The sequence below is a fragment of the Christiangramia gaetbulicola genome (genome assembly GCF_003054225.1).
Classification (GTDB): domain Bacteria; phylum Bacteroidota; class Bacteroidia; order Flavobacteriales; family Flavobacteriaceae; genus Christiangramia; species Christiangramia gaetbulicola.
The window spans coordinates 208,626-233,099 of sequence record NZ_QBKQ01000002.1 but is presented as its reverse complement, the minus strand read 5'-3'; the positions used below and the strand labels follow the sequence as shown (position 1 = coordinate 233,099).

Annotated in this window: 20 protein-coding genes and 2 tRNA genes; 9 read left to right on the top strand and 13 right to left on the bottom strand. The window is 39.3% G+C overall.

Features of this window, described 5'->3' with window-relative positions; all coding sequences use genetic code 11:
• Positions 1-45: 45 nt before the first annotated feature.
• From C8P64_RS07690 to flxA, 13 genes are read right to left on the bottom strand one after another with little or no spacing between them, the layout of a single operon-like run.
• Complete coding sequence (locus C8P64_RS07690) at positions 46-411, bottom strand: ApeI family dehydratase (RefSeq protein ID WP_108171495.1); 366 nt, start codon at positions 409-411, stop codon at positions 46-48.
• Between the two features lie 28 nt (positions 412-439).
• Positions 440-1,063, bottom strand: a complete 624-nt coding sequence (gene lolA2 / locus C8P64_RS07685; RefSeq protein ID WP_108171494.1) for a flexirubin biosynthesis/transport protein LolA2 — start codon at positions 1,061-1,063, stop codon at positions 440-442.
• Positions 1,050-1,820 (bottom strand): polysaccharide deacetylase family protein, encoded by a 771-nt coding sequence (locus tag C8P64_RS07680; RefSeq protein ID WP_108171493.1) that lies wholly within the window; start codon positions 1,818-1,820, stop codon positions 1,050-1,052. The genes lolA2 and C8P64_RS07680 overlap by 14 nt, the downstream gene beginning before the upstream one ends.
• Positions 1,817-2,875 carry a beta-ketoacyl synthase N-terminal-like domain-containing protein gene (locus C8P64_RS07675; RefSeq protein ID WP_108171492.1) on the bottom strand — a complete coding sequence of 353 codons (1,059 nt, stop codon included), beginning with the start codon at positions 2,873-2,875 and terminating at the stop codon, positions 1,817-1,819. Before C8P64_RS07675 ends, C8P64_RS07680 begins: the two co-directional genes overlap by 4 nt.
• A complete protein-coding gene (locus C8P64_RS07670; RefSeq protein ID WP_108171491.1) occupies positions 2,868-4,052 on the bottom strand; it encodes a beta-ketoacyl-[acyl-carrier-protein] synthase family protein in 1,185 nt (394 codons plus the stop codon). Before C8P64_RS07670 ends, C8P64_RS07675 begins: the two co-directional genes overlap by 8 nt.
• 3 nt (positions 4,053-4,055) lie before the next feature.
• Positions 4,056-4,313, bottom strand: a complete 258-nt coding sequence (locus tag C8P64_RS07665; protein WP_108171490.1) for a phosphopantetheine-binding protein — start codon at positions 4,311-4,313, stop codon at positions 4,056-4,058.
• Positions 4,306-4,911, bottom strand: coding sequence for a 3-oxoacyl-ACP synthase (locus C8P64_RS07660; protein WP_108171489.1), 606 nt, complete (start codon positions 4,909-4,911; stop codon positions 4,306-4,308). The genes C8P64_RS07665 and C8P64_RS07660 overlap by 8 nt, the downstream gene beginning before the upstream one ends.
• The gene (locus tag C8P64_RS07655; protein ID WP_108171488.1) at positions 4,908-6,050 is read right to left on the bottom strand and encodes a beta-ketoacyl synthase N-terminal-like domain-containing protein; all 1,143 of its coding nucleotides are present in this window, start codon (positions 6,048-6,050) and stop codon (positions 4,908-4,910) included. Before C8P64_RS07655 ends, C8P64_RS07660 begins: the two co-directional genes overlap by 4 nt.
• A complete protein-coding gene (locus C8P64_RS07650) occupies positions 6,047-6,469 on the bottom strand; it encodes an acyl-CoA thioesterase (protein WP_108171487.1) in 423 nt (140 codons plus the stop codon). The genes C8P64_RS07655 and C8P64_RS07650 overlap by 4 nt, the downstream gene beginning before the upstream one ends.
• Positions 6,466-6,915 (bottom strand): hotdog family protein, encoded by a 450-nt coding sequence (locus C8P64_RS07645; protein WP_108171486.1) that lies wholly within the window; start codon positions 6,913-6,915, stop codon positions 6,466-6,468. Before C8P64_RS07645 ends, C8P64_RS07650 begins: the two co-directional genes overlap by 4 nt.
• Before the next feature lie 2 nt (positions 6,916-6,917).
• Complete coding sequence (locus C8P64_RS07640; RefSeq protein ID WP_341476488.1) at positions 6,918-7,742, bottom strand: LpxL/LpxP family acyltransferase; 825 nt, start codon at positions 7,740-7,742, stop codon at positions 6,918-6,920.
• A gap of 58 nt (positions 7,743-7,800) precedes the next feature.
• A complete protein-coding gene (gene flxB, locus C8P64_RS07635; RefSeq protein WP_108171484.1) occupies positions 7,801-8,532 on the bottom strand; it encodes a flexirubin biosynthesis SDR family reductase FlxB in 732 nt (243 codons plus the stop codon).
• Positions 8,529-10,067, bottom strand: coding sequence for a flexirubin biosynthesis tyrosine ammonia-lyase FlxA (gene flxA / locus C8P64_RS07630; protein ID WP_108171483.1), 1,539 nt, complete (start codon positions 10,065-10,067; stop codon positions 8,529-8,531). The genes flxB and flxA overlap by 4 nt, the downstream gene beginning before the upstream one ends.
• Before the next feature lie 458 nt (positions 10,068-10,525).
• Between flxA and C8P64_RS07625 the strand changes: the two genes are divergently transcribed.
• From C8P64_RS07625 to C8P64_RS07580, 9 genes are all read left to right on the top strand, one after another.
• A complete protein-coding gene (locus C8P64_RS07625) occupies positions 10,526-11,752 on the top strand; it encodes an NAD(P)/FAD-dependent oxidoreductase (RefSeq protein ID WP_108171482.1) in 1,227 nt (408 codons plus the stop codon).
• Between the two features lie 11 nt (positions 11,753-11,763).
• The gene (locus C8P64_RS07620; protein ID WP_170106645.1) at positions 11,764-12,726 is read left to right on the top strand and encodes a lipid A deacylase LpxR family protein; all 963 of its coding nucleotides are present in this window, start codon (positions 11,764-11,766) and stop codon (positions 12,724-12,726) included.
• A 216-nt stretch (positions 12,727-12,942) separates the two neighbouring features.
• Positions 12,943-13,025, top strand: a tRNA-Ser gene (locus C8P64_RS07615).
• A gap of 130 nt (positions 13,026-13,155) precedes the next feature.
• Positions 13,156-13,233: transfer RNA gene (locus C8P64_RS07610), tRNA-Pro, on the top strand.
• Positions 13,234-13,514: 281 nt separating this feature from the next.
• Positions 13,515-15,185, top strand: coding sequence for an alpha/beta fold hydrolase (locus C8P64_RS07605; protein WP_108171480.1), 1,671 nt, complete (start codon positions 13,515-13,517; stop codon positions 15,183-15,185).
• A 643-nt stretch (positions 15,186-15,828) separates the two neighbouring features.
• Positions 15,829-16,839: a glutamine synthetase beta-grasp domain-containing protein gene (locus tag C8P64_RS07595; protein ID WP_108171478.1), complete on the top strand. Its 1,011-nt coding sequence runs from the start codon at positions 15,829-15,831 to the stop codon at positions 16,837-16,839.
• A 115-nt stretch (positions 16,840-16,954) separates the two neighbouring features.
• On the top strand, positions 16,955-18,547 hold the full coding sequence (glsA, locus tag C8P64_RS07590) for a glutaminase A (RefSeq protein WP_108171477.1): 1,593 nt from the start codon (positions 16,955-16,957) through the stop codon (positions 18,545-18,547).
• Between the two features lie 7 nt (positions 18,548-18,554).
• The gene (locus C8P64_RS07585; RefSeq protein ID WP_108171476.1) at positions 18,555-19,766 is read left to right on the top strand and encodes an ammonium transporter; all 1,212 of its coding nucleotides are present in this window, start codon (positions 18,555-18,557) and stop codon (positions 19,764-19,766) included.
• Positions 19,767-20,133: 367 nt separating this feature from the next.
• Positions 20,134-24,474 carry a CusA/CzcA family heavy metal efflux RND transporter gene (locus tag C8P64_RS07580; protein ID WP_108171475.1) on the top strand — a complete coding sequence of 1,447 codons (4,341 nt, stop codon included), beginning with the start codon at positions 20,134-20,136 and terminating at the stop codon, positions 24,472-24,474.

Genomic DNA, 24,474 nt, shown 5'->3' with positions numbered 1-24,474 from the left:
CAAAAGTATTATTTATTGAGAGAGCAACATAACCTAATCAAGGTTTTAAAGGACTTTATATAAGGAGTTGATCTTTAAAACGATACCACTCTTATTCTTAGCTTCTCCTTTAAGTTTAATGAATTCTCCTGTTTCGGTAAGATGTGAATCCAGGATGAGTTCATCATCCTGAGTAGGATCAAAAACCGCGGTAAATTTTACATTATCGGCACGTACGAGTTGCAGGTTCCTGTCAAATATCCTTTCGGCTTCCTCCTTAAAAAGTTGCATTAGAACAACTCCTGGAGTTACCGGTCTACCCGGGAAATGACCTTTATAGATCTCGTGGTCTTTATTTACTTTCAGGGTAGTTACCGCAGAATCTCCTGCGACCGAGGTATTGGATATTTTGTAGAAGCCTTCTAAAATCATAGGTGGTTTTTAGTGCAGGCAAGATACTTTAGTTTTGAAAAACTGAAGGCGGAATAGGCTGATTAATTTTGATATTCTTCATGGAAATTTCGGTATAATCGCCAGAAGGATCTATAAGTCTCACAGACCTAATAAGATGCTCGGTATTAAAATTAATCCAGATCTCCTTGAACATTCCACGTAGATTTTGATCTTTTGGGATGATCAAGGCTTTTACGTGTGGACCGGCATGATGATAAGAGATATCAAAATCCTTATCGGCCATCAGGATCTTACCATTTACGCTTCCGGCTACCAATTCGCCCATCTTATCGAAAAGCTTATTAGAGCTAAGATCAACTTCAGACAAATGACCTTCTTCTACAATGTATAATTTGGAATCCTTGAAAAGCAGCTGATAATCGTAAGGCCTGGTATATTCCCATTTTAAAGTATTGGGAGATTTATAATAGACTTTGCCCTGACTTTCGGGATTGCCATCCATCATTTCCATATGCTTAACCTGGGAGAATTCGGCAGAGAAACTTTTAATATCGTTCGATCTCTCGATCACGCTGGCTTTAAAAGCCTGTTTTTCTGAATTGCTTAAAGCTCCGTTTTGAGCCAACAGGTTTAAGCTGAAAAGGAAAATGAAAAGTTTAATTATACGCATGAATATCAAATAATTTATCAGGTCTTACGGTTCTGAAATTACGTTGTTTTAAAATAACCAACAATTGTTCCAATATGGGTGCCGTCTTAGGCATATTATCATGTAATAAGATAAGGTCACCTTTTTTAAGATCTCTGGTGATCCTGTGGATGATCTTTTCAGGAGATTTTGTAATGGCATCATAAGGCCTTTTATTCCAGCCCATCACCTTATGACCGGTATTTTCCAGTGCTCTTTTCGTCTTGGGATTGATGATACCAAAAGGCGGCCTGAAAAGGTTAAGGTTTAATCCGGCTGTTTGCCGCACGATCTCATCACATTTCTCGATCTCAGCCTGAATGGTTTTACTGCTTAGAAACCCCATTTTCCTGGTATGGGAAAAAGTATGGTTTCCCACAATATGGCCTCGATCAATGATCTCTTTAAAGATCTCTGGATATTTTTCGATATTCCTGCCAATACAAAAGAAAGCTGCTTTGGCCTGATGCCGATCCAGAATATCCAGGATTTCGAGGGTTTCTTCCGTAGGACCATCGTCAAAGCTTAAGGCCACGGCATTTTCTGAAAAACCTGGATTATTATGGTATGCCTTGACAAAAAAATTCAGTTGAATATTGGTTGATAATACCAGAATTAATGCAATATATCCAAGCAGGATAACAAATATGGGCCAGACAGGCCAATCATTAAGAAAATAGAAAGCGATGGAAGTAATTCCAGCAATGATGAATAGGATTTTAATCAGTTTATAGATCAATGGCTTTGTAAAAGAATTAGACCGTGGTTTCTGCCCAGGTATTGATTATAGATCAAAATATTCCGGGGAGCATTGCAATTTACAGCATTCAATTTAAAGATCTGTGAGATCCTCTTTTCTTTCAGAATTTTGGAAGCCAGCCAGAAGGCATATGATGAAACCGAATTATTGTCTCCTACCAGATGTTTAAATCCTACCTGGCATTTTTCTGCGAACAATCCTTGCTGCAGATCTTCATAATAATGGTCGAATCTACTATCCCCATTTCTTCCAAGTATCACTGCATCGATATCTGCAAGCCGCAATTTATTCCTAGAAAGAAATTCCTCGATTTTTGAGATCAGGTCGCTTTTTTCAACCTTATTTATAATTTGCACATCCTTAAATTCAGCATATGTGCTGTCATTCTTTTCAGAACTTAATGTAAAGAAAGCTGCAGATTCTGAAATAATAGTACCCGAAGTTCCAGAAGCAAATAGATCCAGATTATTAATACTCGCCTCTTTGATCTGCCCGTCGAGTTTTTGAAATCCAGTAAATTCTTCGGAGGTCTCATCTACTCCACCTACCAGGATATTCTGCACTTGCTCATCTTCAAAAAGTAAAACAGTATCCAGAAGAGCCGTTTCAAAGGAAGCGGAGTTCTGGGTAAAGGTCATATTGTGTCCCTTACACTTTAGATCCAGGGCTATCTGGCCTGCAACCGTATTATGCGTGGATTGTATAAAGGAAGTAGGACTCAAAAGACCTTCTTCAGATTCCAGCATATTACTCATAAATTTTTCGGTATCCTGCATACAACCCTGACCTGTACCTACTAGAATAGCGCCAGGGTCTGCAATCCCAGCCTCCTGTAAAGCCTTTTTAGAGCAGTAAAGTCCCATTTTCACCGCTTTAGACATACGCCTGAGCATCATTGGCTTTATCAGCGATTTGTAATCTATATTTATAGCTGGGAGTATATTTTCATTATAGGTCTGCGGAATTTCATTCTCATAGATATCTTCAGATTGTGGAGAGACAGACGATATGCCATTGATATAAATCTTACTCATCTTTCTGAAATATTAAAGAAGTACAATTTCCGCCGAAACCAAAGGAATTGGAAAGTACCGTCCTGATCTCTTTCTTCTGAAATTCGGTTACCGGTACCAATCCAGTTTCTGCCATTTCAGAATTAAAATTAAGATTAGGATAGATCTCAGCATTCTGGATCGCCAGGAGACTGAAGATCGCCTCCACCGCGCCAGCGGCTCCAAGTGTATGGCCTGTGAATGCTTTGGTAGAGCTAAAATCTGGAACAGTATCACCAAAAATCCTTTTCAAAGCAACGCTTTCTGATAGGTCATTATTCCTGGTCCCGGTTCCGTGGGCATTTATAAAATCTATCTCTGAAGCTGATAGTTTAGCTTTCTTAATAGCTTGAGAAATGGCCAGGTAAGCACCTTCTCCATTTTCGGAAGATGCGGTTTGATGAAAAGCATCATTGGCATTTCCAAATCCTGAAACCCTACCCAGAATCTTTTTATCTCCAATAAGCTCTCTAGCTTCAAGCATAATATAGGCAGCTGCTTCGCCCAGGTTTAAACCGTTACGGTCGTTATCGAAAGGTTTGCTTTTTTGATCGGAAAGAATCTTTAAAGAATTAAATCCATTAAGGGTAAACTTAGTCAAACAATCGCTACCTCCAACGATCACTCGTTTCAGTTTCCCTGATTCAATCATCCTTGCGCCCATCATGATGGCATTGGCAGAAGATGAACATGCGGTACTAATGGTAGTTACCACTTCTTTCAATCCAAAATATTCCGCGATCTTTTCGGTAGTAAAACCCGGATGCTGCGCCTGAATATATTTGCGATATTCCGGATGATCTTTATAATTGTGAAAATGCTCTTCGGTCTTATCGATTCCACCGATACTTGTACCGGAGATAAATCCGGTATCTTCTGGAAAGTTATCAAAACCGCTATTCGAAAGCAATTCTTTTATGGCCAGAGTACCGATCAATGCTGCCCGGGTATAGGAATGATCGTCTGGCAGCTGCAGAATATTACTTATATCAGAATTACTGAGCTTTATTTCGCCAACCGGCAGGTCTTTTAGACCGGTTTTTAGAATTTCGGGTAAACTAATACCTTCCTTGCCGTTCTTAAGGGAAGTGTGAGCCTCTACAATATTATTTCCAATAGCAGAAACAAGTCCCATTCCGGTAACGGCTACGCCTCTCATAAATTAGCGTGTCCTGTTTTTCTCGATAAAATCGGCCATGGTATTAATGGAATTGAAAATCTCCTTGCCCTGGTTGGGATCGGTAAGTTTAATACCATAATCTTTTTCCAGGAGCACGATAAGTTCAAGAGCATCAATGCTGTCCAGGCCTAGGCCATCACCAAAAAGATGCTCATCATTTTCTATTTCGCTCACCTCCATATCTTCGAGGTTGAGTTGTTCAATAATGCTTTTTTTTAATTCGGTATGCAGGTCACTCATGGGTAGGTAAGTATAATTTCTTTAGCTCCTCTTCGTTAAAATCAATTCCGCCGCTACGGGCAATTTGCCACAAAAATACATCATAATCGTTATTGTGCAAGTCCACCCATCCACAAAGCACGTTATCAGCTTTTTTCTCCTGAAATAAGGCCTTGGAATAGTCAATATAAAGGGACGCATCGAATTCTCTCGATACAAAGAAAACATTTTCAGATCTAAGTTGATGCCTGATGCTTATTTCGCCAAGCATTATATTAGGTAGCGTATAAACAAAAAGCGCCGGTGAAGGAAAATCCTGCATGGTTTGAGCATAAGCCTCATCGGTTTCGAGACTGGAGGCAGAATTAGAAAATACCAGCGCAGTATTTTTATCCTGAATTTCACCATTGATCAATATCTCCGCTCCTAAATATCCCAGTTTAGAAAGACTATCCATTTTAAAGAATTTCGGGTACTTCAGGTTCTGATGCTTGTAAATAGCCTTAAGGAATTTAGATAAGGTAGTTTCGGTTTCATTTTTAAAAATAAGCTCTCCATCTCTCCAGACCCTGGAATCTCTGATCACTACGGAATTTCTTATGAATAGATTCTGACTCATATACCTCCCTTTTTAAGCAGCATAGCCAGGTTACAACCTCCAAAACCAGAGGCAGATTTTAACGCCAGTGTCAAATCCTTTTTTTTATTCTTCTCTATAATGTTCAGGTCCTGTGATACTCCCGAAGCTGAATAATTTATAGAATTGAATAATTGACCACTCAAAAGACTATGCTTGGTGAGTATACTTTCTATCAAAGCTGAAGTTCCAAGAGTATGGCCATAATAACCTTTAAAACTATTAACCGGTACATGGTCTAAACCAGCCCTGTTAAAGGCGATGGCTTCCATTTCATCATTGTAGATCGTTGCCGTCCCGTGTGCTGAGAGAAAATCTATTTGAGAAGGCTCAATATTGTTATGCTGAAACAGTCTTGAAATACTTTGAAAAAGTCCTTCGCCAGTCCTACTGGGGCCGGAAATGTGATTGGCATCATTGGCCGTGGTAGCATCTAAATAAGCTACTTTTTCAGAAGCATCTGAATTAGCTGGACCAATTAAAATTGCCGCTGCTGCTTCACCAAGGCTTACCCCTTGCCTATCGTTTGAAAAAGGACGGCATGGTTCAGGGCTTATAGCCTGAAAAGATTGAAAACCAGATAACACAAAGTCTGAAATTAGATCTCCACCGGCAACAATAGCATTAATAAATCTTCCGGTTGAAATAAGATCGTTCGCCGTCTTAATGGCTAAACCACCAGATATACAGGCATTAGAAACTACGATAGGCTTGGTTTTAAATCCAAAGAAATCTGCGATAACTTCAGCCATTTTCCAGAGATAGACTCTATCAGGTGAAAATTTGCTTTTCTCAAGCTCATCTATATTTCCTTTAGTGGTGGAAATGATAAGTCCGGTATTTTCGATCTCAAGATCCGGCTGCTCATCCAGCACCTGCTGAATAGCCAGGATAATCATTTTCTCAAGTTTGGTATAATCATCAGGACTTCCAAGTTCATTGAACTTATCATCTATGATTGATTCATCGATCAACCCAGCGTAATATCCATTTTCGAAAAATCTTGAATTATTATGCCATTTTAAAGCTGATTCTGATCTAAGAATAGCAGCAAGATTTTCTTTCGTGCTAAAGCCTAGTGGAGAAATTATCGAATCACTTAAAAGGTAGTTTCTGCTCATTTAATCAATCCCATTTTCATTTTCCAATCTAAGAAAAACGGTGGATTGTTAAGTACCAATTCAGAATTTTTATCGGTAAAAACCTGGGTCGTCCTGCCAGTGCAGATCAATTTGCTTTCGGAAAAAATTTTGTATTCAAAAATGATCTTGGCAGCTTCAGAATTTACAAAAGTGGTTTCTACTTCAAATTCGTCGCCATATTTTAAAGGTAGTTTATGCTCACATTCTGTTTTTACAATAGGCGTGGCAAAACCATTTCTTTTCGCATCCAGGTAAGAGATACCATGTTGCCTGCAAAAATCTTCCCTACCTTCTTCAAAATATTTGTAATAATTGCCATGCCATACGATCTGTAAGGGATCGCATTCATGAAAGCGTACTTTCATCCTGGTAGTGGTCTGCAATCCCTGTTGCTTCATTCTACCGTTACGGTTTTCATTTCAGAAGTTGCGATCACTACCCCTTTTTCATTCTCGGTCCTGGCCGAAACTGAAGTCACATTCATGATCTCATGCAGGATCTCTACGTAAGTTTTTAGAACCTCACCAACTTCTGGCTGAGAAAAGATCTCTACGGTTTTGATGACTCCAATAAATCCTGTTTTCGGCTTTGTATTCCCACTAAGAGAACCCTGGTAACCTCTATGCAGAGACATGCTTTGCGCCATATGTTCTATCAATCCGCTTTCGGTAAGCTTATTTCCATCAAGCAAAACATTCTTTTCTGGAACTGTAAACCCCGTAACACCGGTTAACGCGGTGTATTCATAAAGAGTGTCGACAAAGACAAATGGTTCTTTCTGGGGAATAAGATTTATGATCTCCTCATGCGAGGTAATTGGATGATGTAATAGGTTTTCTGCCATTTTTAACTAAAATCGTTCCAGTAATCGTAGTAGTTATACCACTGATGAGGATATTTTTTTACCATTTTTTCAAGGTCGTCAAGATAATATTTTAAAATTTCCTGAGGAGTGAATTTTTCAGGTTTGTAAGGCCTGGCATAGAAATGATAGTGAAAATTCTTTTCCCGCATTAAATGAACGAATAGCACAGGTATCTTATTTCTACCTGCAAGTTTGAAAGGTCCCTGCGGAAATTTCACCTGCTCGCCAAGAAACTCTGCTTTATAGGTCTTGGAATGTTTCAAATAACGGTCTGCCGCAAATACCAGTAATTCATTATTAGCTAAAGCTTCCTTCATTTTAAAGATATGACTAAGATCTTCTTTAAGTACAATGATCTTGACCTCAGAAGTACCGGTAACAGATTCGAGATAATTCTTTATCTGCCTGTGTTCAAAATCGGTTATGACAAGGTTCACCACAGCTTCTGAATGCCTTTCTTCAAAAAAATGCTTGGCCAGGTTGAAATTGCCAATATGGGCGGTTAGTAAAATTCCGCCTTTATTTTGTTTGAGCAGGTTGTTTATATGTTCTACTCCGTCAAATTCGAAAGTGAATTTATGTTTTAAACCACTGGTGATAGCGATCCTGTCCAGCTGTATTCTGCCAAAAGTGAAATAACTCCGGTAAACATTAAAGGCCGCGTTAATTGGTGAATACCCCAGTCTTTTTCTAAAAAGATAGTAGGTACTCCTGGTAGAAGTAAAGGAGAAAAATATAAAATAAAGAGCCACGAAAAGAAGCACAAAATAGGCCGAATAAAGCCCTGTCTTTTTAATTATTTGCACATAGATTTTGAAGCCTAAGAGCGTACCCCGAGATTTTCCTTTCCAGGTCGCCATAATTCTAAGAGTATAATCCTCCGTTTATATTGATCACCTCGCCGGTGATATAGGACGACCTATCAGAAGCCAGGAAACTAACTAGTTCAGCAACTTCTTCGGCTTCGCCAAATCGATTTAAAGGAATATGTTTTTTAAATTCTTCTTCATCGAAATCTTTGGTCATATCAGACTGAATAAAGCCGGGAGCAACTGCGTTCACGGTTACTTTACGTTTCCCTATCTCCTGGGCCAGGGCTTTAGTAGCAGAGATCACTGCTCCTTTTGCTGCCGAATAATTCACCTGCCCGGGATTTCCTTTTAATCCTGAAAGTGAAACTATATTTATCACCCGACCATACCTGCTTCTCAGCATATCTTTCAGAACGGCCTGCGTCACATTATAGAATCCATTCAAACTAGTGTTGATAACCGAATTCCACGATTCTTTATTCGTAAAAATGAATAGGCCATCTTTGGTAATTCCCGCGTTGTTCACCAGGATCTCGATTTTAGCCTCAGTATTTTCAGCCTTCCAGTTTTCAAGCGAATTCTGGACGGCATCAGCATCTGCCACATTAAATTTCAGAAGATCACATTTAACTCCGAATGTTTCGATTTCAACCTGGGTTTCTTCAGCAGCTTCGGTATTCGAATTATAATTAAGCAGGATGTTATACTTCAGTTCAGCAGCGATCTTTAAACATATCGCCTTTCCTATTCCTCTTGATCCACCGGTTACCAGTGCGTATTTCATGATGAGTAAGCTTCGTTATTCTTAATAAATTCCTTTAAATCTTTTATTTCCTTGTATAATGGCCGGTCTTCTTTAATCTGCGGAATGATCTCTCTTAATTGCTTTAATTTAGACCTGGTAGCCGAAGATAATCTCTCATCAAAATCAAGGAAATATAAGGCCTGAACGATCGTGGCCAATTCAGTTGAAAGCACCTCGAAACTATTATCTATAACCTTTTTGGTCATATTCGCCGAATTAGCCCCCATACTCACTATATCCTGGTTGTCGTTGTTATTCGGAATACTATGCACGTACATTGAATTGGAAAGCATCTGGTTCTCGGCCGTGGTCGAAACCGCGGTAAATTGAGCTCCCTGCATCCCGAAATTAAGCCCCAGTGTACCCATATTCACAAATGGAGGTAGGATATCATTAAGCTTGGCATTCAATAAATAATTAAGCTGCCTCTCTGCCAGCATGGACGTTTTGGTAATGGCCAGTCTCAATTTGTCCATTTCCAGCGAAACATAATCTCCATGGAAATTCCCTCCGTGATAGACATGTTCAGTCTCCACATCTATGATAGGATTGTCGTTGGCAGAGTTAACTTCTTCTATCAGGATCTTTAGGGAGTTTTCAAGTGTATCTGAAACCGGTCCTAAAATTTGCGGAACACATCTCAAACTATAATATTCCTGCACCTTCTCTTTGAAAAAACTATTCTTATCTGCCCCATTCGAATAAAGGTGATCATTACGATCGCGCGTAAGCTTTGAATCTTTAAGATGCTTGCGCATTTCTTCGGCGATCTTCTGCTGCCCTTTATGAAGTTTAGAGGAATTAAGTTCTTTAGAAAGGTGATCGTCATATGCTTCTACAATCTCATTGATCACAGAACTACAGAAAACTGCCCAATTCAATAATCGCTGAGAATAGATAAGGTTTACGATCCCAATTCCCGTCATGGCAGAGGTACCGTTCATCACCGCCAGGCCTTCTCTAATTTTTATTTCGGCCGGCTTAATATCTAGTTCCTGAAAAACATCATTTGTCTTCCTTCTTTCTCCATTATAGATCACTTCACCTTCGCCAATTAGCACCAGGGCAAGATGAGCCAGTTGGACGAGGTCTCCCGATGCTCCTACCCCACCGTGTTCGAATATCACCGGGGTCACCTCCTTATTTATAAGTTGGATCAGGGTTTCGGCAATAGAGCTATGAATTCCGGACTTCCCCAGACATAAGGTATTTAAGCGGGCAAGCATCAGGGACTTCACATATAATGGTTCCATTATTGCACCAGCACCGGTAGAATGGCTTCTAATAAGGTTCAGTTGTAATTTGATCTTATCTTCAGCATTGATCTTATACTGAGCCATGGGTCCAAAGCCAGTATTTACGCCATAAATAATCTTGTTTTGGGAAAATTCCCTTAGGAAATGATAACTTTTTTCGAGTCTTACCTGAGTCTTTTTTCCTAGTTCAATCTTTTCATTCTCAAATAGTACCCGGTAAAAATCATTAAAATCGAGGGCATTGTCTAAATTCAGCATATACCGTTTCTGCAAATAATTAAAGGTTTGGGGTCGCTGTTAAAGCTTTTAACAAATGTAGCATAATTCGAAAACACAGCAGATGATCATCCTTTATATCTCTAAAATTTTATCAAAACCTATGACAAAGCCCCTCAATTTTAAGAGAAGATAAATTTAATCTTACCAATATCAAGCCGACTTTAAAAAATGGTTAGATATCCCAACCATGTCTTAAAATTCAATTCTGGTTATCTAAATTTGAGAATGATTAATTTAATAATAAAGGTCGCTGTAAACGGATTTTCAGATTTGATATCGATCTTCCTTTTCTAACCACCACCGACCTTTTTATTTTAATCTATTGCTAATATCTCATGAAAAGTCCTAACAAACCGGTTAGGGCTTTTTTTCAATAAAATAGCTTGCTCCAATTCCCCGTTTCTGTTTATGTTTGCGCAAAGACTGCATTAATTCTAATGAATATTGAAATCAGGGATATAGTGATCATCGGCGCCGGCCCCTCCGGAAGTGTTGCTGCAGGCTATTTAGAACAACAGGATGCATCAATTCTGATCCTTGAAAAACAGCAATTTCCCCGATTCACTATTGGGGAAAGTCTGATTCCCAGGTGCATGGATAATTTTGAGGAAGCTGGCTTCATGGAAACCCTGAATAGACATGGATTTCAGAAAAAGTTTGGGGCTCGCTTTATCAGAAATGAAAAGGTAGCTGAATTCGATTTCAGTAAAAAGTTTGGCGAAGGCTGGGATTGGACCTGGCAGGTTCCCAGGGCCGATTTTGATAAGGTTCTTACAGATGATCTTATTTCGCGCGGTGTAGATATCAGGTTTGAAACGGAAGTAACTTCTGTCTTACACGAAAACGGATCCTGGACCATTAAAACAAAAAATAATTCCGGGGAGGAAAAGGTAATCAAGTGCAAGTTTATTATAGATTCCAGCGGGAACGGTCGGGTTCTGGCGAAACAGTTAGACCTGGAAGCTCCACCAAAAATATACGACCACTCCTCCATTTTCACCCACATTAACGAAACCTCCAGGCCCACGGGAATTGAAGGAGAACAAATAACTTTTGAAGTTTTAAGTACCGAAACCTGGTTCTGGTATATTCCTTTCTCAAATGGAAAATCCAGTCTTGGTTTTGTAGGGCCAGACTCCTGGTTCGACCGTTTTACTGGCAGTGCGGAAGCAAATTTTAAAAAAATGCTTCAGGAAACAGATTATTACAAGGGAAGGTTTGATGATTACGCATTTGAATTCAAGCCAATCCAATTCAATAATATCAGCAGAAATGTAAAGTACATTCATGGAAAGGGATTTGCTCTTACGGGCAACTCAGCCGAGTTCCTTGACCCCGTATTTTCATCGGGTGTGGCTTTTGCAACCGAATCTGGATTACTGGCGGCCAAACTTGCCTTGAGAGAACTGGCAGGAGAAAAAGTAGATTGGGAAAAAGAATATTCTGGCTATATCAGAAAAGGTGTCAAAGTATTTTCCACTTATGTAAAAGAGTGGTATACCGGTAAGTTACAGGATATTTTCTTTCATCCGAGTCCTTCACCACAGATCAAAAAACAAATATGCGCCGTTCTAGCCGGGTATGTATGGAATAACAAAAATCCATTTGTTAGAAATCATAAAAAAGCCCTGGATAGTTTACATTATTTCATCCAAAAAGAATAAAAATTTAAATTTTGAGTTTTAAGTCAGTACCCATCATCTTTATCTTCTTTTTTGCTTTTTGTCAGAAAGGTTTCTCACAAAAATTTACGAACGCTCCATCATACAGGGATTTTTCTCAGAAAACTTATTTCAGACTTAATTTCGATAATGATTTTTTCACGCATTCAGATGACAATTATACGCAAGGAATAAGCCTTGAATTTGTAGATCCTATTTTCGAAAAGAATCCTCTAAATTTTATTTTTCTGGATTCAGAAGCATCAGATCAATATGGAATTGCCCTTGAGCATGTTTCTTTTACCCCAGATGTTATTAGCAGCAAAGACATTCAATATGGCTTCAGGCCATTTGCTGCGGCTCTTTATTTAAAATTGTTTAAAACGGAATCCAGGATCAAGAATAAATCCAGGCTGTATTCATCATTCACTGCGGGAGTAATTGGCCCAATGGCTTATGGTGAAGAAGGTCAATCTTATATACATGAAATTACAGATAACTGGATTCCTTACGGCTGGGGAAATCAGTTAAGCAATGATATCATATTGAACTACGAAGTCAAGCATGAAAAAAACCTTCTGGATCTTGGCGAGCTGTTTTATCTAAATACTGATGCTGGACTTAGATTAGGATCCATGTATACAGATATTTCAGCAGGAACTACGGCTATTTTAGGATTATTCAATTCTGGCCTGAATGAATCAACCCATTATAGAAAATTTCAGGTCTATTGCTATGCTAATCCTAAACTTTATTTAGTTGGGTATGACGCCACTTTGCAGGGCGGATTGTTTAGCGAAAGCGTTTATACCATAAAATCATCCGAAGTTTCAAGGATCAAGGGACAAATGGACTATGGGTTGGTAATTAAGAACAAATATGTTTATTTCGAATATACATTTAGTACCATCACCAAGGAATTCGAATCTGGACGAGCGGAGAATTGGGGTGGTTTCAGGCTGGGATTCCGAATTTAATTACAGTGAAAAAACTTTAATCTGGCCTCATTTCACTTCCGAAATAAATCATCGCTCTTTTATTTAAAAAAAATCCATTTTCTATTTCTTTGAAGCTTAGAATATTGAAACAAATTCTCAATTTAAAAGAGTAAAAAAGGAATAAAAGGTTTGGAAGGTACGTAAGTAAAAGTTACATTTGCAACCGCAAAAATACTTGCGAAGTTCTTAAATAACGGAGAGGTGGCAGAGTGGTAATGCAGCAGCCTGCTAAGCTGTCATCCTTCTTGGATGCCCGGGTTCGAATCCCGGTCTCTCCGCTAGATTTTTAGTCTGCGGTTTTTTATTCTCTTTTTCTGGCTGAAAAATTGGGATAAATTTCCTCCGCATCCCGGGTGCTTTTTTAAAGTGATTTGGATCGGAAAAGACTAAAAATAAATTGTAATTATTCGGGGTGTAGCGTAGCCCGGTTATCGCGCCTGCTTTGGGAGCAGGAGGCCGCAGGTTCGAATCCTGCCACCCCGACCAAAAGCCTTACATTTTATAATGTGAGGCTTTTTTATGCAAAAATACTTCCCATGATTTTTCCATTCCACTTCGCAGTTTTATTCACCATCTTAATCAGAAAAGAAGATTCGAGGAATTAAAAAGGACTAAAAGATTTAATATAAACCGAAAGAATAGAAAAATGTCGTTGTCTAAATACTACATTTAGAAAATTAAACTTTTTAGAAAGTTTGAAAAATAAAATACTTGCAGATAATAAGCCTATTATCTACAAATATTGATCAAAAACGAATATCAATTTAATGAAACCCACAACTCAATACACCAAAAATTCGCGTATCAATATCGCTTATCAGGTCTTTGGATCGGGTGCTATAGATCTTGTGTATATCCCCGGATGGGTTTCTAATATAGACTGGATGTGGGGATGCCCGGAACTGGTCAATTTTTTTACTGAACTAGGTAAAATAGCTCGTGTTATTTTATTCGATAAACGAGGAACCGGACTCTCAGATCGTGTTACCGAGCTTTCTACTTTAGAAGAAAGAATGGATGATCTACGCGCGGTGATGGATGCTGTGGGTTCAGAAAAAGCTGTATTATTTGGTCATTCAGAAGGGGGATCTGTTTCGGCATTATTTGCAGCCACCTATCCAAAACGTACTATTTCTCTTATCACTTTTGGAATATTTGCTAAGCGAATTTATTCTCCAAATTATCCCTGGGCACCTACCAATGAAGAGCGCCAGCTGGTTTATGATATGATTGAAAACAGCTGGGGAAGTGGAGAAATGAACTTAGAGTCTCTTGCGCCTTCCAAAGCGAATGATAGGGTCTTTATGGACTGGCTGGCAAATTACCTTCGATCTGGTGCCAGCCCTAGTGCCGCTTTAGTGCTAACTAAAATGAATACCGAGGTAGATATCATTGATATTCTGGGATCCATCAAAGTCCCTACCCTCATCATGCAGCGTACTAACGATATCGACGTAAAAATTGAAGAGGGAAGATTTATTGCCGAAAGGATTGAAGGAGCCAGGTTTGTAGAACTGGAGGGAGACGACCATCTTTTTTGGGTAGGTAATACGAAAGAAGTACTGGATCACATGAAAGCCTTTATTTCAAAGGAAAATATCGTTGAAAATTATGAGCAGCAACTTTTTACCATAGGGGCTGCAAAGATCATTTCAGACCAGAGGCTTAATCAAAGTCAGCAGGAATTTTTTACCCAATATGTCGAACAGTATCGGGGAAAAGTTATTGAAAGCGATGGGCAAAAATTTATAGCTACGTTTGAAGGCCCCAGTAAGGCGGTAAATTGTGGTCTTGGTCTAATTGAAACCGCAAAAACTTTAAACGCCCAACTTGTTTTAGGTGTTCATATCAAGGAATCTCCAGTAGACGAAGCGCATTTTATAAGTGAAGAAACAAATCTAACCATAGGGTCTATCCTGGAACAGGCTAATCCCAACCAAATCCTGGTTACCCAAACGGTAAAATATCTTCTCTCTGGATCAGGCTTAAGCTTTTATCAAAATAAAACCATCTTTGATCCGAACACAGGTGAATCTATTATTCTGTATTCAGTTATAGATGAATCCAAACTTGATCTCCAAATTGATACTACTTATCAATTACAGCTTCCTAAAAACGATTCATTTCTGGAAAATGTGCTCCAGCATATAGATGATCATCTGGGGGATGAATTTTTCAGCGTGGAGATCTTGTGTAATGAATTAGCGATTAGTGATAGACAGTTACAGCGAAAGCTAAAAGCAATTACCAACAAGTCTCCCATACAATTAATCTCTTCTGTTCGCCTCCACCGCGCCAAGGAACTTCTTCTGGAAGGAGAACTTAATATCTCTGAAATTGCCTACCAAACAGGTTTTTCCAATCCTTCCTATTTTTCGAAATCCTTTAAAAAAGAATTCGGAATAACTCCATCAGCTTTGCAGCAAAAGGAGTTATAATAGATACCTCTTTCCAGGACACCATTTTTGTTTTCAGACTAGAAAAAACGCTATTCTTTTTCCTCTTTAATGTTGAATAAAACTTATTTCAAAATACTGTTATTCAGTTTTTTAGGATCAATATGTCGGAAATGTAATAGCCTGTCGGAATTGTTATAAGGTATGTCGGGAATGTTGATTTTTTGGACGGTTTAGTTCTAATAAAAAGGTTCTTATTCAATCTACATTTGTCCAGGTAAAAACAATAAAAATACCGGACATTATGAAAACCAACATTCTCACAACATTAGTAATCAGCTTATTAAGCTTGTGCGCATTTTCACAACAGAAAAATATAACCGGGCCCAAAGCTGAAAATAGCCATCGTAAGAAGCTTGATTATGATACCTACAAGTTTATTCCATTGGAAAGGACCATCGTTACAGGTTCAAAATTAAAAAGCCCACAATTCTATAATTCAAATCCTAGGAAGTAAAACCCTTCCCATATCATCAATTATAAAATTCATTGGTGAGCATTTAAAAAAGAAAATTATGAGAACTAATGATCAATTAAGAGCAAAAACTAAATCATCCATAAGAACTAAATGGAATACAAAAAGAAGACATCGCACAACTATGTTCAATTTTAAAAATCAATAATTATGAAAACGTTTAAATGTGAGTACATCTGGCTTGATGGTTATAAGCCGGAAGCCAACTTAAGAAGTAAAACAAAAATTATATCAGGAAAGGAAGAACCTTCCCTTAAAAACCTGCCTTTATGGTCTTATGATGGAAGTTCAACCCAGCAGGCTGCGGGAAGTTCTTCAGATTGTATTTTGAAACCGGTAAAGGTCTGGAAAGATGCAGGCCGAGATAACGGGTATTTGGTAATGTGTGAAGTTTTCAATGCCGACCTTACACCTCATAAGACAAATAACAGGGCCAAATATGAAGATGCTTTAGACTTCTGGTTCGGTTTTGAACAGGAATACGTTATTACTAAAAACGGACTTCCTTTAGGTTTCCCAACAGAAGGATACCCAGCGCCTCAGGGTAAATATTATTGTGGTATTGGCACCAAGAATGCCGTTGCCCGTGATTTTGTTGAAGAACACCTTGACCTTTGCCTGGCTTGCGGTCTGGATATTACCGGGATAAATGCCGAAGTAATGGTGGGGCAATGGGAATTTCAACTATTAGGAAAAACTGCAAAAGCAGCTGCAGATGATCTATGGCTGGCGAGATATTTACTTTTTAGAGTTGCTGAAAAGCATGGTCTGGAAATCGAATTACATCCCAAACCGGTAAAAGGCGATTGGAATGGTTCTGGAATGCATGCTAATTTCTCCAATGAACAAATGAGATCTGTCGGCGGGGAGGAATACTTCAAGAATATCCTTAAGAATTTAGATATCACACATCAGGATCATATTGCAAACTACGGTTCCATGAACCATGAAAGGTTAACAGGGCTGCATGAAACTCAATCTATAGATCAATTTTCATTTGGAGTAAGTGATCGTGGAGCTTCCATTAGAATTCCTATCACAACCGTAGAAAATGAATGGAAAGGTTATTTGGAAGACAGACGTCCAGCTTCTAATGCCTGCCCTTACCTAATCACATCAAAAATCGTTGAAACGGTTACTGAAAAAGAATTGGCTTATTAAAATTCAGTGATCAAGGCTTAATGATAAAAGGTTGCCTGTAGATTTAAATTTTTCATTAGTAGGATTATGATTTTATAGCCCGGGCAGCCTTTTTATTCTTTTAAAAATATTAGATATGATTACCACCACACAAATTGATAGTAATGCTGCTGATTCACTTTTTAGAATGCTGGATCCTGAAGGCAAAAACAGTATAGATCCAGGTAAATTTTTGAATCAGTTATCTGGAGCTGGTATTCTCCAGGATGATCCGAGATTGAGGGAACTTTTAGACCTGCCACAGTTTAGACAGCAGATCAAGAAAGGAAATCAAATAGCGAAAACCGAATTCAATGAAATTCTACAGCAGAATGCACTTGTTAAAAAATCGCTTTCGAAAAATCTGGTTATCCCAGATTTTGAAGTTTTCTGTCAACAAATTCAGGATATTTTTCTAGATACTCAAAGAAATAAAGGAGGGGAAGTAGCCGATTATATCCCTCAATTAGCAAGGGTAGATCCAGAGCAGTTTGCTATTTCAATTTGTACGGTAGACGGTCAACGATATTCCATTGGAGATTCAAACACTAATTTCTGCCTGCAATCCTCTTGTAAGCCTATAAATTACTGTATGGCTCTAGAGGAGTTGGGAGAGGAAAAAGTACATACGCATGTAGGCCGTGAGCCCAGCGGGCAATCTTTTAATGAATTGGCCTTGAATCTTAAAGGTCTGCCCCATAACCCTATGATAAACGCAGGGGCTATGATGAGCTGTTCGCTTATCGATAATAAAAACAATAGTGCCGATCGTTTTGATAAAGTAAACAAAACCTGGCAGGCACTCTGCGGCGGAAAAAAGATGAGTTTTAATAACTCGGTTTATTTATCTGAACGTCAAACCGCCGATAGAAATTTTGCCTTAGCGTACTTCATGCGGGAAAAAAATGCCTTTCCAGAAAACACAAATCTTACGGAAACGCTGGAATTTTATTTTCAATGTTGTTCAATTGAATCCAGTTCATATGATCTCTCGGTTGCCGCCGCGACTCTAGCAAACGCAGGCACAAATCCATTAACCGGAAAAGCAATTTTCAAGTCTTCTACAGTTCAGAATTGCCTTTCCCTAATGCTAAGCTGCGGGATGTACGATTTCTCCGGTGAATTCGCTTTTAAAATAGGATTACCTGCCAAAAGTGGAGTTTCTGGAGCACTTATGCTGGTAATTCCAAATCTTATGGGAATAAGCATCTGGTCGCCAAGATTAGATGAAGTAGGAAATAGTGTTCGAGGTGTGGAGTTCTGCGAACGCCTTGTGGAACGTTTCAGTTTTCATCAATACGATTCGCTTACGGGAAATTCAACGAAGGTAAATCCTCGAAAAAAAGAAAATGAATTGATGGCTTCAAAAGTTATGGAGCTAATAAGATCTTCCAGTCACGGAGACCTGGATGAAATATTAAGATTAGAGGCTGAAGGAGTGAATCCAAATATTTCCGATTATGATGGGCGTACGCCGCTTCATCTGGCGGCCTGTGAAGATCAAATTGAAGTGGTCAAGCATTTTATTCAGAAAGAAGTCCAGTTGTCACCAAAAGATCGATGGGGCAATACTCCTTTGGAGGATGCCAAGAAATTTAAAAATAAAGATATCGTAAGCCTCCTTGAGGACGCGATCAAATCTCAAAATAAAGATCACAACAAGTCTAAAGTTTTAGCCACTAAAAAATAAGGAAGAAATGATGAATTCAGGAGATACCGCTTGGGTGCTAATTGCAACAGCACTGGTAATGCTAATGACGCCGGCAGGTCTAGCACTTTTTTATGGAGGATTGTCCAATAAAAAAAATGTAATGAATACGGTTGGGATGAGCTATGTCGCTTTTTGCTTGGCCACTATTGTATGGGTAGTCGCTGGTTATAGCATAGCTTTTGGGCCAGAAGGGCATCCCATTTTTGGATCGATGAAAAATCTGTTTTTGAAAAACATTCCTGTAGATCAGTTAGTTGGGTCTATTCCAGAAATGTTGTTCGTAGCCTTTCAGGGTGTTTTTGCCGCTATTGCTGTTGCCCTGGTTTGCGGGTCGGTAGTTGGACGTTTGAAATTTAAAAGCTGGATCATATTTTCTATTCTTTGGGTGCTATTCGTTTATGCTCCTCTAGTGAGGATGATTTGGGGAGAAGGATTGTTAAATGGATTGGGAGATCTGGATTTTGCAGGCGGCACGGTGATTCATATAAATGCCGGAGTTGCAGGTTTACTATTATCAATTTTACTGGGAAAAAGGAAAGAGAAAAATTTATTCGAGGCTTCCCCTTCTTCTTCAAAATTGACCATTTTAGGCTCTGCACTTTTATGGTTTGGCTGGTTTGGTTTTAATGCCGGTAGTCAACTTGCTGCAGACGGGATTGCTGCGAATGCCTTTCTAGTTACCAATGTTGCTGCGTGCGCCGGAGGACTCGCGTGGATGGCTATAGAATGGTATTCAAAGAAAAAACCTTCAATTTTAGGATTGGCCTCTGGTGCGATCTCAGGCCTGGTGGGAATTACGCCTGCGGCTGGTTATGTAGGCATAGATGGAGCTTTAATAATTGGACTTGTGTCGGGATTGGTGGGTTACTACGGAGTGGTACACTTGAAAAAGGCTTTGAACTATGACGATACGCTGGATGTTTTTGGAATTCATGGCCTCGTAGGTATTTGGGGCGCCCTGGCTACCGGCCTTTTTGCTGATCCTTCTATAAGTGGAGAAGCAGGTTTATTCTACGGCAATCCCTATCAAATGATCCCTCAAATAACAGTGGTTTTAGTGACCATAATTTATTCACTTGCAGGAACTTTTATTCTATATAAAATTACCGGATTCCTTACAAGAGGTACCAGAGTAGATGAGGCAACCGAACTCAATGGAATTGATAAGGCTTATCATAAAGAGCGAAGTTTTTCTTGAGATTGACATCATTCTAATTAATATTAAAACTTATTTGTAGGAGTGAGATTCCAGCCTTTCAAATCACCTTAAAGGTTATTTGTGGCCGATTCGGTGACCTTTTGAAAAGGAAATTTTGAAACATCATTGTTAGCAAGAAAAATGGAATCAGGTTCGCGTTTTGAAACACCGACTTAAAGCCTCACAAAATAATGTGAGGCTTTTTTATTTACAAAAATCAGGTAGAATATAATTTCACCTCAGATGATTCTTTCTTGATTAACTAGATTCATTTCGAGCGCAAATTTTGGTATTTTACCTATTCTTATCTCAGAATTCAATATTTTTAAAGAAACAGGAAGATCATTAAGCACCTATAAACCAACCTATGCTTGACCGAATCATAAAGTTTAGTATCACCCATAAATTAATAATACTGCTCTTTACGGTCTTTATCATTGGTTTTGGGGTCTACTCTCTTTCACAGATCCCAATAGGCGCAGTACCAGACGTTACCAACAACCAGGTGCAGGTAATCACCACTTCTCAGAACCTTTCTACCCAGGATATGGAGCAGTATATCACCTATCCTATCGAACTTGAAATGGCAAATTTACCCGGAGTTAAGGAAATTCGCTCAGTTTCAAAATTTGGGATCTCCGTGGTGACCATTGTGTTCGAGGAAAGTCTCGGCACCTACCTGCCTCGGCAACTCATTGCAGAGAAGATCAAGTCTGCTTCAGAAGAGATCCCTGAAGGCTTTGGGAAACCTCAAATGGGACCAATAACCACGGGACTGGGCGAGATCTATCAATACACTTTGGACACCAAACCCGGTTACGAAGATCGTTACAATGCTGAAGATCTAAGAACTATTCAGGACTGGATCGTAAAGAGACAACTCTCAGGAATTAAAGGCGTAGTAGAGATCAATGCCTGGGGTGGATACGTTAAGGAATATGAGGTAGCCATAAATACAAGGAAACTTAACGCGATGGATATCTCCATTTCCAAGGTTTTTGCAGCTCTCCAAAATAATAATAGTGTCGCAGGTGGCGGATATATTGAAAAGGTAAATCAGGCTTATTTCATAAGAGGACAAGGGCGGGTGACCTCGTTGGATGATATCAGGAATATTGTTGTGCAAAATGAGGAAGGAGTACCGGTCTATGTAAAGGATATTGCTGAAGTAGGCTTTGGTAATGCTACTCGTTTCGGGGCTATAACCGCAAATGGAAAAGGTGAAACCGTGTTGGGACAGGTCATGATGCTGAAAGGGGCAAATTCCAATAAAGTAATTGAGGATGTAAAAGAAAGGGTAAATGAAATCTCCGAATCTCTTCCCGAGGGAGTTGTTATCAAGCCTTTTTTAGATCGAAGCGAATTAATTGGCAGAACTACATTCACGATCGCTGAAAACCTGATCTTTGGTTGTCTTATCGTCATTTTCGTGGTCGTTCTTCTTTTAGGAAACTTAAGGTCCGGGCTGGTAGTAGCATCGGTCATTCCTCTGTGTTTGCTTTTTGCGCTTTCCATGATGTATCTCTTCGGTATAGATGCCAATTTAATGAGCCTGGGAGCTATAGATTTCGGGATCATCATCGATGGTGCAGTGATCATCGTTGAATACACAGCCTACAAGATGACTAGCAAACAAAAGGAATATGAAGGCCTGGAAAAACACGAGATACATCATTTAAAGGACCGGATCACGTTTGAAAGTTCTTCTCATATGATGAATTCAGCGATTTTCGGACAGTTAATTATCCTTATCGTTTTTATCCCTATTCTGTCCCTAAGTGGTGTAGAAGGGAAAATGTTCCGGCCCATGGCTCTCACCTTCAGTTTTGCCTTGATAGGTGCCATGATCCTATGTTTGACCTATGTCCCGGTAGCCTCGGCAATATTTTTAAAATCTAAAGAGCCATCAGATAAGAATATTTCAGTTAGACTTATTCGATTTCTGAACCGGATCTATAAACCTTCTATTTACTGGGCATTGGGCAGAAAAAAACTTGTCCTGGGAATAGCAGCATTACTACTTATTGTGACCGGGTTTATCTTTAGCAGAATGGGTGGCGAATTTATTCCGCAGTTAGATGAAGGAGATTTTGTGATACAGCCGGTTCTGAAAACAGGAACTTCTCTATCTCAAACCATAGAGATAACAACCAGGATAGAAAATATCTTAAGGGATAGTTTTCCGGAAGTAGACCAGGTGGTTAGTAGAATTGGAGCGGCCGAAGTTCCTACAGATCCCATGTCTATGGAGGAAAGCGATGTTATTATTTCACTTAAACCAAAAGATGAATGGGTCTCTGCTGAAACTAAAGATGAACTGGCCGATGAATTTAAAAAAGCGCTCTCGGTAATTCCCGGGATGGAAATTGAATTTACCCAGCCCATAGAAATGCGTTTTAATGAACTTATTACCGGGGTACGGGCAGATATCGCCATAAAGATTTTCGGAGAGAACTTGGAAATCCTGAACTCAAGAGCACAGGAAATAAAAACCCTTATCAAGGACGTGAAAGGAGCTTCAGATATAACAGTTGAAAAGATCGTAGGCCTGCCACAGATGAACGTGAAATACGATAGGAAAAAGATCGCCCGCTACGGACTTAACATCGCAGACCTGAATAAGATCATTACCATGGGCTTTGCAGGAGAGACTATGGGTAGCGTTTTCGAAGGAGAAAAACGTTTCGATATGGTCCTTAGGCTTCAAAAAGAGAATAGAAAAGATATTTCGAATTTAAAGAACCTTTACGTAGATACTCCATCGGGAGAAAAAGTCCCGCTGAGTGAACTAGCAGATATTACCTATCAAAAGGGTGCCGCAAAAATATCAAGGGATAACACACAAAGGCGAATCGTGGTCGGGGTTAATGTTAGGGAAAGCGATCTCCAAACTGTCGTAAACCAGATCAAAAAATTAGTTGATGCTAATATCACTTTGCCTTCGGGTTACCGTATTACCTATGGCGGCCAATTTGAAAATCTGCAAAGCGCCACTGCCAGGTTAAAAGTAGCTGTTCCTATTGCTCTTATTCTCATTTTTATCCTGCTATATTTTGCGTTCGGAACCTTCAGGGAAGCCATTATGATATTTTCAGCAATCCCATTAGCAGCCGTTGGAGGGATTCTTTTGCTTTGGATACGTGGAATGCCCTTCAGTATCTCCGCTGGAGTTGGTTTTATAGCCCTCTTTGGGATCGCGGTTCTAAACGGAATTGTACTCATAGAACACTTTAAAGGATTACAGAAAAAAGGGATTAAGAAAAGTGATGAACTCATTGTGAATGGTGCGCAAGACAGGTTAAGAGCCGTATTATTAACGGCTTCTGCAGCAGCTCTGGGATTTTTGCCTATGGCAGTTTCTACCAGTGCCGGCGCAGAAGTTCAACGTCCTTTAGCAACCGTGGTGATTGGCGGATTGATCACCTCTACCCTGCTTACTTTAATTGTCTTGCCGGTGATCTATTCTATTTTCAGTAAAGAAGAAAGCGAAAAGAATATGGATAGTAAATCCAGAATAAAGCCTCTAACCATAATATTACTCCTCGTAGGTTTCAGTGGTTTTTCCCAGGAAACAGAAGTAAAGACCATACATACGGTTGAAGATCTTCAGGCATTGGCCATAGAGAATAATGCCGGACTCAAGGCCTCTTCTTTAAGAGTTGATGAAGCAGACGCTCAGATTGGCAGCGCGTTTACTTTCGATAAAACAGAAGCTTATTTTGGTACCGATGAAAGCAACCGGGCGAACGAAGAAACCCTGGATGTATTTGGTGTGAAGCAACTATTTAATTTCCCAACGCTTTATTTCGCCAGGAAAAAAGTAAATAAAAGCCTGTTCGAACAGCAGCAGAGTAACTATCGCGTGAAGGAACTTCAATTGAAACAGGAGATCGCCCAGGTCTATTATGAAATTCAATATGAGAAAGCCAGGATCTCGGTGCTGGAAGAGCTGGATAGTTTATATCAGAAATTTGCCTATGCCGCGAAAAGAAGGTTCGAGCTGGGAGAGACCAATTACCTGGAAAAGATCACTGCGAGGTCGAAACAGAAACAACTGGAGACAGAGCTTAAACAGGCAAGAAATGACCAGAATATATCACATGAAAAACTGAAAGCATTAATTAATAGCGACACAGATATACTTATAGAAAAGGTTAGCCTGGAAAAGTTAAGCATGACCAGCCTGGGAATCGAAAATAATCCAGGCCTGGATTTTTATGACTCCAGAAACCGGTATTTTCAGGCCGAGGCAAGCCTTGAAAAACAGAACTTATTACCAGATATCAGTCTAACTTATTTTCGGTGGAACAATGATGTGGTACAGGATCCCTTACAAGGTTACCAGGTGGGAATTCATGTTCCATTGTTATTCTTCGGAAATTCTTCCAAAATAAAGGCCGCTAATATTGCCAGGCAGGCTGCTGAATACGAAAGCAGCGATTATAAGATCCGGCTGAATTCAGAATATAACCAGCTTTTACAACTTTTGAACAAACACGAGGAGGCGCTTAAATATTATGAAAATGAAGGAAAAGCACTTTCTGAAGAGATCATAAAAACAGCTAATTTGAGCTATAAGAATGGAGAGATCGATTATTTTGAGTACATCCAAAGCCTGGAAAGCTCATACCAGATCATCCTCTCTTATTATGAGAATCTGAATGAGTACAATCAAACCATATTGCAGTTAAATTATCTAACGCTATAA

Coding starts and splice junctions, on each gene's coding strand:
- C8P64_RS07690 (WP_108171495.1), bottom strand. CDS start 411: ATGATTTTAGAAGGCTTCTACAAAATATCCAATACCTCGGTCGCAGGA.
- lolA2 (WP_108171494.1), bottom strand. CDS start 1,063: ATGCGTATAATTAAACTTTTCATTTTCCTTTTCAGCTTAAACCTGTTG.
- C8P64_RS07675 (WP_108171492.1), bottom strand. CDS start 2,875: ATGAGTAAGATTTATATCAATGGCATATCGTCTGTCTCTCCACAATCT.
- C8P64_RS07670 (WP_108171491.1), bottom strand. CDS start 4,052: ATGAGAGGCGTAGCCGTTACCGGAATGGGACTTGTTTCTGCTATTGGA.
- C8P64_RS07665 (WP_108171490.1), bottom strand. CDS start 4,313: ATGAGTGACCTGCATACCGAATTAAAAAAAAGCATTATTGAACAACTC.
- C8P64_RS07660 (WP_108171489.1), bottom strand. CDS start 4,911: ATGAGTCAGAATCTATTCATAAGAAATTCCGTAGTGATCAGAGATTCC.
- C8P64_RS07655 (WP_108171488.1), bottom strand. CDS start 6,050: ATGAGCAGAAACTACCTTTTAAGTGATTCGATAATTTCTCCACTAGGC.
- C8P64_RS07650 (WP_108171487.1), bottom strand. CDS start 6,469: ATGAAGCAACAGGGATTGCAGACCACTACCAGGATGAAAGTACGCTTT.
- C8P64_RS07645 (WP_108171486.1), bottom strand. CDS start 6,915: ATGGCAGAAAACCTATTACATCATCCAATTACCTCGCATGAGGAGATC.
- flxB (WP_108171484.1), bottom strand. CDS start 8,532: ATGAAATACGCACTGGTAACCGGTGGATCAAGAGGAATAGGAAAGGCG.
- flxA (WP_108171483.1), bottom strand. CDS start 10,067: ATGCTGAATTTAGACAATGCCCTCGATTTTAATGATTTTTACCGGGTA.
- C8P64_RS07625 (WP_108171482.1), top strand. CDS start 10,526: ATGAATATTGAAATCAGGGATATAGTGATCATCGGCGCCGGCCCCTCC.
- C8P64_RS07605 (WP_108171480.1), top strand. CDS start 13,515: ATGAAACCCACAACTCAATACACCAAAAATTCGCGTATCAATATCGCT.
- C8P64_RS07595 (WP_108171478.1), top strand. CDS start 15,829: ATGAAAACGTTTAAATGTGAGTACATCTGGCTTGATGGTTATAAGCCG.
- glsA (WP_108171477.1), top strand. CDS start 16,955: ATGATTACCACCACACAAATTGATAGTAATGCTGCTGATTCACTTTTT.
- C8P64_RS07585 (WP_108171476.1), top strand. CDS start 18,555: ATGATGAATTCAGGAGATACCGCTTGGGTGCTAATTGCAACAGCACTG.
- C8P64_RS07580 (WP_108171475.1), top strand. CDS start 20,134: ATGCTTGACCGAATCATAAAGTTTAGTATCACCCATAAATTAATAATA.